The 12,619-nt window shown below is 42.2% G+C and carries 11 protein-coding genes; 8 read left to right on the top strand and 3 right to left on the bottom strand.

Annotation, left to right across the window (positions count from 1 at the left end; all coding sequences use genetic code 11):
• Positions 1–87 precede the first annotated feature (87 nt).
• Positions 88–1,251 (top strand): alpha-hydroxy acid oxidase, encoded by a 1,164-nt coding sequence (locus ACWIB3_RS11685; RefSeq protein WP_185217644.1) that lies wholly within the window; start codon positions 88–90, stop codon positions 1,249–1,251.
• A 146-nt stretch (positions 1,252–1,397) separates the two neighbouring features.
• The gene (locus ACWIB3_RS11690; RefSeq protein WP_454291657.1) at positions 1,398–3,422 is read left to right on the top strand and encodes an alpha-galactosidase; all 2,025 of its coding nucleotides are present in this window, start codon (positions 1,398–1,400) and stop codon (positions 3,420–3,422) included.
• A 32-nt stretch (positions 3,423–3,454) separates the two neighbouring features.
• Here the strand turns inward: ACWIB3_RS11690 and ACWIB3_RS11695 are convergent, their stop codons facing one another.
• Both ACWIB3_RS11695 and uvrB read right to left on the bottom strand, forming a co-directional pair.
• Entirely contained in the window at positions 3,455–3,889 is a 435-nt protein-coding gene (locus ACWIB3_RS11695; RefSeq protein ID WP_454291658.1) for a hypothetical protein, read from the bottom strand.
• Between the two features lie 53 nt (positions 3,890–3,942).
• Positions 3,943–5,976, bottom strand: coding sequence for an excinuclease ABC subunit UvrB (uvrB, locus tag ACWIB3_RS11700; RefSeq protein ID WP_313261627.1), 2,034 nt, complete (start codon positions 5,974–5,976; stop codon positions 3,943–3,945).
• A 117-nt stretch (positions 5,977–6,093) separates the two neighbouring features.
• Between uvrB and upp the strand changes: the two genes are divergently transcribed.
• From upp to ACWIB3_RS11720, 4 genes are all read left to right on the top strand, one after another.
• Complete coding sequence (gene upp, locus ACWIB3_RS11705) at positions 6,094–6,738, top strand: uracil phosphoribosyltransferase (protein ID WP_185213290.1); 645 nt, start codon at positions 6,094–6,096, stop codon at positions 6,736–6,738.
• Between the two features lie 102 nt (positions 6,739–6,840).
• Positions 6,841–7,314, top strand: coding sequence for a ribonuclease H-like YkuK family protein (locus ACWIB3_RS11710; protein ID WP_185213289.1), 474 nt, complete (start codon positions 6,841–6,843; stop codon positions 7,312–7,314).
• A gap of 388 nt (positions 7,315–7,702) precedes the next feature.
• Positions 7,703–8,305 (top strand): nicotinamide riboside transporter PnuC, encoded by a 603-nt coding sequence (gene pnuC / locus ACWIB3_RS11715; protein WP_454291659.1) that lies wholly within the window; start codon positions 7,703–7,705, stop codon positions 8,303–8,305.
• A 12-nt stretch (positions 8,306–8,317) separates the two neighbouring features.
• A complete protein-coding gene (locus ACWIB3_RS11720; protein ID WP_454291660.1) occupies positions 8,318–8,857 on the top strand; it encodes an AAA family ATPase in 540 nt (179 codons plus the stop codon).
• A 95-nt stretch (positions 8,858–8,952) separates the two neighbouring features.
• Here ACWIB3_RS11720 and ahcY read toward each other — a convergent pair whose 3' ends face one another.
• On the bottom strand, positions 8,953–10,269 hold the full coding sequence (ahcY, locus tag ACWIB3_RS11725) for an adenosylhomocysteinase (RefSeq protein ID WP_254529650.1): 1,317 nt from the start codon (positions 10,267–10,269) through the stop codon (positions 8,953–8,955).
• 162 nt (positions 10,270–10,431) lie between these two features.
• Between ahcY and ACWIB3_RS11730 the strand changes: the two genes are divergently transcribed.
• On the top strand, positions 10,432–10,842 hold the full coding sequence (locus ACWIB3_RS11730) for a BrxA/BrxB family bacilliredoxin (RefSeq protein ID WP_185213285.1): 411 nt from the start codon (positions 10,432–10,434) through the stop codon (positions 10,840–10,842).
• A gap of 126 nt (positions 10,843–10,968) precedes the next feature.
• Positions 10,969–12,618, top strand: coding sequence for an amidohydrolase (locus tag ACWIB3_RS11735; protein ID WP_454291661.1), 1,650 nt, complete (start codon positions 10,969–10,971; stop codon positions 12,616–12,618).
• Position 12,619 lies beyond the last annotated feature (1 nt).

A 12,619-nucleotide genomic window follows, 5' to 3' on the forward strand; every position in this document is an offset into this window, starting at 1 on the left:
ATTTCTGGTTCCCACCGCATAGCACAGGATGGATATTTCAATTTTTTAACCGTAATTTCGTGGGCACCACCTAAATCTTAAATAAAAATGAGTGTAAAAATCAAGTATCCCTATAACCCAGGGTATCCTTCTGTAGCTGACTTGAAGAAAAGAGCGAAATGGCGCATTCCAAAATTTGCATTTGATTACCTGGAAGGCGGATGTAATGAAGAGCTCAATTTGGCCAGAAATGAGAATGATTTTGATGATATTCTTTTAAAGCCGCAATACCTCCATGTTTCCGGAGATATTGATATGTCCGTTGAACTCTTCGGAAAAACCTATTCCGCACCTTTTGGGATTTCCCCCATCGGTTTGCAGGGTCTGATGTGGCCTAATGCACCCGAAATATTGGCTAAGGCAGCAGCAAAGAACAATGTTCCCTATATCCTGAGTACGGTATCGACCTCAAGCATTGAAAGAATTGCCGAAGTTTCCAATGGCGAAGCCTGGTTCCAGCTCTATCACCCTACCGAAGATCGCCTTCGTGACGATATATTAAATAGGCTTAAAGCCGTGGAATGTCCAGTGCTCGTGGTATTGGTCGATGTACCATCCTTTGGCCTTCGCTATCGCGAAATCAAGAGCGGACTGTCCATGCCTCCCAAAATGAATATCAGCAATATATTCCAGGCCATGATCTGTCCTGAATGGGGAATCAAGACCCTGCAGCACGGCATCCCAAATTTTGCAACCCTACAACCCTATATGGAAAAAGGTCTTGACCTATCCCAACTGGGGCAATTCATGAACAAGACCTTTACAGGTAAAGTAAACATCCAAAAGGTAAAGGCCATCCGTGATCTATGGCCAGGTCCACTGCTATTGAAGGGCATCACAACCCAAGAAGATATGGAAGCTGCAATTTCCATCGGGGTCGATGGCGTAATTGTTTCCAATCATGGCGGTAGACAGATTGATGCCGGTGAATCTTCTATCCATTCCTTGATCCGCTTGACACAAAATACCAGCTATGGCAGCAAGGTTAAGATCATGTTGGATGGAGGTATCCGATCAGGTGTAGACCTTGGACGCGCCTATGCAGTGGGATCTGACTTCAATTTTATGGGAAGACCATTCATGTATGGAGTGGGTGCCTTAGGCGATGAAGGTGGAGACCATACCATTAACATGTTTAAAGCGCAACTTTATCAAGTCATGCAACAATTAAGTATTGAAAATATAAAACAGTTCCCTTCAAGATTATTGTAACTCGATAATTTCTTGTAAAAAATAGGCTATAAACTCTTTTATAGCCTATTTTTTTGTACCCAGCCCCATTTGTTCCCGTTTTTTTGATGTACATTGGACAACTTTATGAAGCAACCTATTCATGAAAACCGTACAACCTAATCAAGATGTTATTTAAATTTTCGAACCTATTCTGGCTAATATGCCTTCTTTGCTTGCCATTCCAAACCCTTCAAGCTCAAATTGAAGTCAAACTCAACAACAATCAAGAATTTCGATACGACCTCAAAAAAGGTAGTTTTTCCTTGTTAGAAAACAAGAAACTGGTATTTGAAAATGCCATATCCAGCTACCAATTAAAAAGCGGCGCGGTTCAAGATGTTTCCTCATCAAATCCCCGGGCCTTAAAACAAAAGTTTAAGGACAATGCAGGCTCAGGCATCTGCTATTCCATTGAGCATCTCTCCAAAAATGGAACAAAAGCCATCCAAAACTTCTATTTCTATGAGGGAAGTCCTTTTTTCGTTATGGAGCTCGTCTTGAAAGGCAGGAACATCAGCTCAAATGCATTATCGCCTTTCCAACTAAAAGGACAATCCCTTCTATCTGGAAAAAACTTGAGTTCTGTCTTTGTCCCTTTCGACAACGATACATTTATCGAATACAAGCAGCAAGATTTTGCATCCGAACCGTATGAAAGCTCTGAGTTAGGGATTCTATATGACAATAATGACCAATCCGGATTCCTGACCGCATCTTTGGATCAATCAACCTGGAAAACGGGGATCTTGGCGAAGCAAGATCAACAGCAAACAGACCTTGAAGTCAAAAATGGCTTTGTCAAGGCAAGTGTTACCCGCGATTCCATGGAGCACGGTTATCTTTCCGGGAATGAAATCCGTTCCTCCAAAATCCTGATCTCTTATTCCAAAAATTGGCAAGACGGTCTGGATGAATTTGCAAAATTCCAAAGAAAACTTTTTCCTCCCAACATCAAGGCATGGACAGCAGGCACGCCAATAGGTTGGAACAGCTGGGGCGTGATCCAAACCAAGCTTTCCTGGGAAAATGCGACCGCAACGGTGGATTATTTCAAGGACAGCCTCCCAAAATTCAGAAAAGAAAACGGAAATGCCTATATCGACCTAGATTCTTTCTGGGACAATATGGTACCGGGAGGAATGACAGGTGATTACAGTAAATTAAAGGAATTTGCCGATTACTGTAAAGCTTCAGGATTGGAACCTGGGGTGTATTGGGCTCCATTTACTGATTGGGGGCATGGTTCTGGACCTGATCGAAAAGCCGAGGGATCGGACTATACCTTCGGAGAGATGTGGACCAAGACCAGTGCTGGATTCCATGACCTTGACGGTGGCAGGGCATTGGACCCTACCCATCCCGGCACGCAGGCCAGAATGAAATACATCCTCGGGAAACTAAAGGAATGTGGGTTCAAGATGATCAAAATAGACTTCCTTTCCCATGCTGCTATAGAATCAAGTAAATTCTACAATCCAAATGTCAAAACCGGAATGCAATCCTATGCGATTGGGATGACTTACCTGAATGAGCTGTTAGATAATCAAATGCTGATCTATGCAGCCATATCCCCTTCCCTTGCCACTTATAGGTATGCCCACATGCGTAGGATAGCTTGCGATGCTTGGAAGACGATCGATCAAACGGCCTATACCCTAAACGCCATAACCTTTGGCTTCTGGCAGACCTACCTCTATGATTATATCGATGCTGACCACTTGGTGTTTACAGGCGAATCCCATGATGTCAATATAGCAAGGTTCCTTTCAGGAGTTGTCGCTGGACCATTGATCTTGGGTGATGATTTCTCCCAGGTCGAAGAGTGGCATAACAGCATGGAACCCATTCTTCAGAACCCAGAGATCCTGAACATCATAAAAAATGGAAAAAGCTTTAGACCTCTTCCAATCATGCAGGATAATAGAACCAGCAATGTCTATTTGAAACGCGAAGGGAACAAAGCTTATTTGATTGCAATCAACTTCAAGGAAGCTCATGCTCATTTTGAAATTGACCTGAAAAATTTAGGTCTGACTGGAAACTACAAGATGCAGGACCTGATCAATACCCAGGAAAGTAAGGTTGCTTCAAAGCTGGAAATAGAATTTGAAAGCATTGGAGGTAGGATCTTTAAACTGGAAAAGGAATAATTGATGGAATCAACAAGCAGTGATTCTCGTTGTTATTCCCTTTGCCTATCCATATATCTTTTAATCAACAAAAGCAGATCGGAATAGCCTTTTTCAGACCTAATCATTCCTTTATCTTCATAAGTAGTAATTAAATCTCTTGTAGTTCCTTCCTGCATATAGATCTGCAAGGTAATTCTACAATCAGTTTCATTGACGGAATTCAATAGCACATTAATGGCTAGTTTATAATCACTTCTAAAGAGGTTATTGGTCCTCGAGAGAAATCCTAATTGTATAAAACCCTCTGCACGGTCTAACTTCTTGATGAAATAATCATTCTCAAGCGCAAATTGCTTGAGATGATCAAAGGTCTGGTCTTGGGTAAAACCAACTATATCTATTGATTTATTTATTTCTTGTCCATTAACCTGGAAGGATAGGAAAAAAAATAACGCTAAAATAAGGCTGTGCTGGATCGCTTTCATAATGGAGGCTTTTGTGTTTAGACCTCCAAAAATTCTACAGGTTTAAAACAAAATTATTTTGCTCCAAATTTCTCTTCGTAGGTTTTCTCCAGAGAGAACATTTCGTCCCGAAGTTTTGCAGCTTCCAAGAATTCCATTTCCTTGGCTGCTTTCTCCATACGTTTTCTCACAGTTTCTATCGCCTTCTTCATTTCCTTTTCACTCATATATTCGATCAAAGGATCAGCCGCAACGGAGGCACCTGCTTCCGGCTCAACATAAAACTTAGGTTCGCCTTTAAAGTCAGCCACTGAAGTTTGTTCCAGGATCTCCTCTTTGGTCTTCCCTACTGTCCTAGGTGTTATGCCATGCTCCAGGTTATAGGCAATCTGCTTATCCCTTCTGCGATTGGTTTCATCGATTGTCACACGCATACTATCCGTCATCTTATCGGCATACATGATCACACGTCCCTTGTCGTTACGAGCTGCGCGACCGATGGTCTGGATCAAGGATCTTTCCGAACGCAAGAAGCCTTCCTTATCCGCATCCAGGATGGCCACTAAGGTCACCTCTGGTAAGTCAAGTCCTTCCCTCAATAGATTGACCCCTACCAATACATCAAACTCGCCCAGACGCAGTCCCCTCAAGATCTCGACCCTTTCCAAAGTCTTTACCTCTGAGTGTATATACCGAACCTTGATATTTAATCGGGTCATGTATTTGGTCAGCTCCTCAGCCATCCGTTTGGTCAAGGTCGTAGCCAAAATCCTTCCACCCTCTTTTATCGTTTTATCAACCTGTTCCAAGAAATCGTCCACCTGATTCACCGCCGGTCTGACTTCCACAACCGGATCCAACAGTCCAGTCGGACGGATCACCTGTTCCACCACCACACCTTCGGTCTGTTGCAGTTCATAATCTCCAGGAGTCGCTGAAACATAGATGGTCTGATTGGTTAAAGACTCAAATTCCGGAAAGTTCAAAGGACGGTTATCCAATGCTGCTGGCAAACGGAAACCATGCTCAACCAAGGAAATCTTCCTGGATCGGTCACCACCATACATTGCCCGCAATTGCGGTATGGTCACATGGCTCTCATCGATCACCAACAGATAATCATCAGGGAAATAATCCAACAGGCAGAACGGTCGCATGCCCGGATCCCGGCCGTCAAAGAAACGGGAATAATTCTCGATTCCCGAGCAATAGCCCAACTCACGCATCATCTCCAAGTCGTAGTTCACCCGTTCTTCCAACCTTTTAGCTTCCAGCATTTTTCCTTCATCCTCCAATTGGGTTTTCCGAGCTACCAATTCATCCTGAATCGACCAGATGGACTGGGTAAATTTATCCTTTGGCGTCACGAAAAGATTCGCTGGAAATAAAGCCAGGCTTTCATGTTTTTCCAAAGTCCTTCCCGAAACCGGATCGATTTCACTCAACTCATCAATCTCATCTCCAAAGAAGGAAACACGATAGGCTACATCCAAATATGCAGGGTAAACATCTATGGTATCGCCCTTTACGCGAAATGTTCCACGTTTAAATTCAGCAGTAGTCCGTGCGTACAGGATTTCGACCAACTTATGCAGGAATGCATTCCTACTGATGGTAGTCCCTACGCCGAAACGGAATATAGACCTGGAAAAGTCTTCCGGATTACCCATACCATAAATACAGGAAACCGATGAAACCACGATAACATCACGTCTTCCAGACATCAGGGCCGAAGTCGTTGCCAATCGCAGCTTTTCAATCTCCTCATTGATAGCCAGATCTTTCTCGATATACGTGTTCGTATGGGCAATAAAAGCCTCGGGTTGATAGTAGTCATAATAGGACACAAAATAATTCACCGCATTGTTCGGGAAGAATTGCTTGAATTCTCCGTACAGCTGCGCCGCAAGGGTCTTGTTATGGCTTAATATCAAGGTGGGCTTCTGGGTTTGCTGGATGACATTCGCTACAGTAAATGTCTTCCCCGAACCTGTAACCCCCAAAAGGGTCTGATAGGTTTCGCCCTGATCCACGCCACTCACCAATTCTTTGATTGCTCCAGGTTGGTCACCTGTTGGTCTATACTCTGATGTTAACTCAAATTTCATAGAATGCCTTTCGTACACCTAAGTTATCAAATTTTATTCCCTTTATAGTTATCTGCCCTGCAAACAAACGAATCCGAAAAATTATTGTTATTTTGGTAGCTAACAAGACTTTTTGTCATGGTCACTATCTTAACGAAACAAAACAGCATTGCAAACCATTTCTTAGCAGAACTAAGGGATGTAGGGGTTCAAACAGACAGGATGCGATTCAGAAGGAATCTGGAACGCTTAGGCGAGGTAATGGCCTATGAAATCTCCAAAACCTTCGAATACAAATATTCAGAAGTGGAAACTCCACTTGGCGTGGCCAATACCCATCTCATGAGCATTCAACCGGTCATCGCAACGATAATCCGTGCAGGTTTGCCTTTTCACCAAGGCTTGTTGAATTATTTCGACAATGCAGACTCTGCTTTTATAGCTGCCTATAGGCATACCAAGAAAAGCGGTGAGTTTGAGATCCACAAGAAGTATCAGAACACCCCTAACCTAGATGGTAAGATCGTTATTATGGCCGATCCCATGCTAGCCACCGGCCGCAGTCTAGTCTTATGCTGCAAGGACCTCATGAATGATTATGACATCAAGGAACTGCATATCGCCACGGTCATCGCTTCTGAAGAAGGGTTACAGCATGTTCAGGCATTCTTGCCCGAAGTACAGATCTGGGTAGGTGCCGTGGACAATGAACTGACGAGCAAGTCTTATATCGTTCCGGGGTTAGGCGACGCTGGAGACTTGGCTTTTGGCAACAAAGAATAGAAAAAGCGCTTTAAATTAAACAAATACTTAGCAATTTATTAACATATAACAATTAGATAATGAATCACATATCCGTAAATTTAATAAACAAATTTTCATACTATGGAATGGCAAAAATACAACGGAGAGACAATAAAACTTCCTTTATGGTCCGCAGTTGAGGAGACCATTGTAAGGGAGAAAAATGCTGGCAACAAACTCAAGGTCTACATTGGCACTGACTCCCAAGTCAAAAGAGGAACGGTCGAGTTTGCAACAGTCGTTGTCTTCCTCAGAGAACACCGAGGTGGTTTTATGTTTATCAGAAAAGACAAGAAAAGTCACAACATGACCATCAAAGAAAGAATGCTTTTAGAAGTTCAGCATTCGATTGAAACCGCATACGAACTTTGCCCCCTCTTGGATCAATACCAAATCGATCTAGAAGTCCACGCCGACATCAATACAAATCCAAATTTCCAATCCAATACTGCACTGAAGGAAGCCATGGGCTACATCCTAGGAATGGGTTTTATTTTTAAGGCTAAACCAGAATCTTTCGCCAGCACGAATTGCGCCAATAAATTGGTTCAATAAGCCTGAACAGAGATCCCTTCTTAACCGAGTCACCTCTTTAATTACTCCCCGTAATTGAAGGATGCATAACTTACCCCCACAATTTTGATCTAAATCCTAGGTCAGTAAAAATCTTCTCCCCTAATTTTTCTGAAAACCTTGTAGAATTTTTTTGGTAACCTTTTAAGAAATCTTGCGGTTTCACCTTGACCTCATTCGAGACACATTCGGAAATTCCGAATTGGCTATAATTTTTTCAGAATGATCCTCGAATGATTCTCGAACATGCCTCGAATAAGACCCCTACTATTGGACCATATGCTGTCCTGAAATGGGAAATTTTTCTGACCATAATTTTTAATAATGGATTAGAATGGGCACTTTTATTGAAAATATCTAGAAAAAGAGCATGCAGGACTTCCTACAGCAATTGTATGAGCAGTTTCTGCTGACTTCTCCCCTGGAATGGTTGGCAACGATTACCGGTTTCCTGTGTGTCTATCTTGCCGCCAAGCAAAATATCTGGAATTGGCCTATCAGTATTGTTTCCGTCCTGACCTATTTATTTATCTTCTATCATAACAAGCTGTATGGCGACTCTATTCTGCAGATTTATTTTTTAGGGACAGCAATTTACGGGTGGTACTATTGGAATAAAAGGGCCCATTCTGAAGAGCGTCCGATCAGTTCCTTCAACAGCAAACAGATGCTTTTGACCAATGTCGTGATTGTGGTGCTTTCGGGGATATTGGGCTTGCTCTTAGACCGTTTTACCGACACCGATGTACCTTATGCAGATGGATTCTGTACAGCAACCAGTTTTGTTGCGCAGTTTCTGATGACGAGAAAGGTGCTTCAGAATTGGCTTTTGTGGGTATTTGTGGACATCTGCTATATACCCTTATATTTCCACAAGGACCTGCTCTTGACAGCTGTCCTCTATTTGGCTTTTGCCATTATTGCTTGGAATGGCTACCGGGATTGGAAGAAAACCTATCAAAATTTTCAGTAATATTGCCTTTCTATGGAAATTGAAAGAGTGCATCCCAGGAAGATTGCAGTGGTCGGTCCGGAATCAACGGGCAAATCCACCATGGCAAATTACCTTGCCAAAGAGTTAGGAACGGTCTGTGTCCCCGAATATGCTCGATATTATTGCAAAAACCTGAACAATCAATATACCTTACAGGATGAAACCAACATGTTCTACGGACAGATTGCACTGGAAGAAGCATTGACCGCATCGGCAAGCCATGGACTCTTGGTCTGTGATACCACGATATTGACGGTTAAGATTTGGTCTGATCATCTTTTTGGCTATACTCCAGAGGAAGTAACTGAAGAAATCAGATCAAGGAAGTATGACCTCTATCTCCTGATGGATATAGACCTACCATGGGAAGATGATCCATTACGGGATTTCCCTACAGAAAGAGCACACTTTATGCAAGTTTGGAAAGAGGAACTAAAGGCCCTCCAAGCGGAATACGTAATCATTTCCGGTCTAGAAGAGGCCAGACTACAGAACGGATTAAATGCCGTAAAAAAGCAATTAAAGCTATAAACAAGAAAGCCGAGGGATATCCCTCGGCTTTCTTATTTATAGGTTAAGCAATCAGCAAATTCTAAATACTAACTACTAATTACTAAATACTCATATTAATAACGGTATGCTTCTGGCTTATAAGGGCCTTCAACAGTTACACCGATATATTCAGCTTGTTCAGGAGTCAATTCATCCAATTCAACACCGATATGGGCAAGGTGCAGACGAGCAACTTTTTCATCAAGGTGTTTAGGAAGGGTGTACACTTCTTTTTTGTATTGGTCAGTATTGGTCCATAGTTCCAATTGAGCCAATGTTTGGTTGGTGAACGAGTTTGACATCACGAAAGATGGGTGACCTGTAGCACAACCTAGGTTTACCAAACGGCCTTCAGCTAAGAGGATGATATCTTTGCCATCGATTGTATATTTATCAACCTGCGGTTTGATTTCTACTTTAGAGCTGCCGTGGTTTTGGTTTAACCAAGCCACATCGATTTCATTGTCGAAGTGACCGATATTACAAACTACAGTCTTATCTTTCATTGCCTTGAAATGCTCAGGGCGGATGATGTCTTTGTTACCAGTCGTAGTTACCACGATATTGGCTTCTTTGATGGCATCTTCCATTTTCTTTACCTCATAACCTTCCATTGCCGCCTGCAAAGCACAGATTGGGTCAATTTCAGTTACCAATACACGCACACCTGCAGAACGCAATGATTCAGCAGAACCTTTACCTACATCACCATAGCCGGCAACTACCGCAACTTTACCTGCCAACATCAAATCGGTCGCACGGCGAATGGCATCAACCAAAGATTCACGACATCCGTACTTGTTATCAAATTTAGATTTCGTCACGGAGTCATTAACATTGATCGCTGGTAAATGAAGAGTACCGTTTTTCATACGTTCGTATAGACGGTGCACACCTGTAGTGGTTTCTTCAGAAAGACCTTTGATGCCATCGATCAATTCAGGGAACTGGTCGAATACCATATTGGTCAAGTCACCACCATCATCCAAGATCATGTTCAATGGTTGACGATCTTCTCCAAAAAACAAGGTTTGTTCTATACACCAGTTAAATTCCTCTTCATTCATGCCTTTCCAAGCATAAACAGGGATACCAGCAGCAGCAATAGCAGCAGCAGCATGATCTTGAGTAGAGAAGATATTACAAGAAGACCAAGATACATCCGCACCTAGTTCAACTAAGGTTTCAATCAATACAGCAGTTTGAATAGTCATGTGCAAACAGCCAGCGATTCTTGCGCCTTTTAAAGGTTTGGTTGCACCAAATTCCTTACGTAAGGACATTAAGCCTGGCATTTCCGCTTCTGCTAATTCTATTTCTTTACGGCCCCACTCTGCTAAAGAAATGTCTTTTACTTTGTAAGGTACGTAGGTAGTTTCTAATGATGACATAGTTTTCCTTTTTGATTTTAGAACCACAAAATTACTTGATAGTCAAATCAATTCAAAACATTGCTGCATTATTCACTGTAAAATTGACATTTTCTTGAGGATAACGGCTTGACTATGGTATCATTTAAGACTATATTTGCATAAATCATTAAGAATTAGAATATGTATCCAGAATATTTAGTAGCTCCAATGCGTCAAGAATTAGTTGATGCTGGATTTCAAGAATTAAAGTCAGCATCTGAGGTTGACTCTGCAATTCCTTCTGAAGGAACTGTATTCGTAGTAGTAAACTCGGTTTGTGGTTGTGCTGCTGCCAATGCGCGTCCAGCTGCAAAAGCTGCCGTTAAAAACGAAAAACACCCTGACAAATTGGTTACTGTATTTGCCGGAATGGAAAAAGAAGCAGTAGACAAAGCACGTCAGTATATGTTACCTTACCCTCCATCTTCTCCAGCAATGGCATTGTTCAAAGATGGTAAGTTGGTGCATATGATAGAAAGACATATGATTGAAGGCAGACCTGCTCAAATGATTGCTGACAACTTAGTTGCAGCTTTCGACGAGTACTGCTAACATTCATTGTATTTTGATTTTTGAATATCGAAAAAGCTTCTTTTAACCTTAAAAGAAGCTTTTTCTTATTCAGGGCAATTTCAGCTTTTTCTTAGTACATTTGTCTTAAATCATCTTAACGAAACGATGAATCTTAAAACCAACCTTATATTTCTATTTCTGATTAGCTTGTTCATAAGCTGTACCACCAATAAACAGATTGACTTGATAGTTTATAATGCGAAAGTGTACACGGTAGACTCTCTTTTTTCTACAGTGGAAGCCTTTGCCGTAAACAATGGCGTCATTGTCGAGCTGGGGGATTCACAAGATCTACTGAACAAATATGATGCAAAGGAGAAACTGGATGTGGAAGGCAAGTTTATCTATCCTGGGTTTTATGATGCCCATGCGCACTTCTTTATGTTAGCAGAGGGCATGGATGAGGTAAACTTGGTGGGTTCAAAGTCTTTTGATGAAGTATTAGAAAGGTTAAAAGCCTATGCTAGCGCCAATCCAGACAAAAAATGGATCATTGGTAATGGTTGGGACCAGAACCTATGGGAGGTAAAAGATTTCCCGACCAAGGATTCCTTGGATAAATATTTCCCGAATATTCCAATCTATTTGACAAGGGTGGATTATCATGCTGCGCTGGCAAATACCAGTGCATTGCAAAAAGCATCTCTAGACAGCGCTTATTTTGTTGAGGGTGGCGTTATATCGGTCAACGAGGAAGGATTACCTGACGGCATCCTGATCGACAATGCCATGCAGTTGGTTCAAAGCCACATTCCTAAACAACAAAATTCAGCTTTGCTGAAGATTTTAAGAAGAGCTCAAGATTCACTGCTTTCGGTAGGTCTGACCAGTATCGTCGATGCCGGATTAACCAAAGAACAGATCGAATCCCTAAAGATATTCTATAATGAGGATTCATTGGCCATCAGGGATTATGCCATGGTGCTTGCGAATGAACAAAGTGTAAAGGACTATTTGAGGTCCGGAACATTCGAGTCGGACCGATTGACGGTTCGTTCCTTTAAGTTAATGGCAGATGGAGCCTTGGGTTCTCGTGGTGCATGTCTATTGCACCCGTACCATGACGCACCAACCAATGGATTCCTATTGCAAAGCCCCGAAGAATTTGACAAGGTCATCAGAAGGTTGGCCAACAGCAATTTCCAGGTAAATACCCATGCTATCGGTGATTCTGCCAATAGGATTATCTTGGACACCTATGGCAAATACCTGAAAGATGGCAAAAAACGCCGTTGGAGGATAGAACATGCGCAGATCATTGCCCCTAATGATTTTGATAAATTCAAGGAATTCCAGATCATCCCATCGGTTCAACCGACCCATGCTACCTCGGATATGTACTGGGCAGAAGATCGCATCGGACCGGATCGTATCAAAGGCGCATATGCTTATAAGAAGCTTTTGGTAGAATATGGTTTATTGGCATTGGGCAGTGATTTCCCCGTGGAACATTACAATCCCCTATATGGTTTCCACGCTGCTGTAGCACGTGTGGACAAGGTAGGGTTCCCTGAGGGTGGTTTCCAGATGGAAAATGCCATTACAAGAGAGCAGGCTTTGCGAGGCATGACCATTTGGGCAGCATATTCTTGCTTCCAGGAAAAGAAACGCGGGAGTATAGAAAAAGGTAAAGATGCGGATTTCGTGATCTTGGAAGACGATATCATGACTGCTCCCAATGAGAAATTGAGAGATGTTAAAACCCTGAGAACGGTTATTGCTGGGCAGACCGAATATCTCAGGTCCAATAAATAAA

The organism is Sphingobacterium sp. NPDC055431 (genome assembly GCF_053644255.1).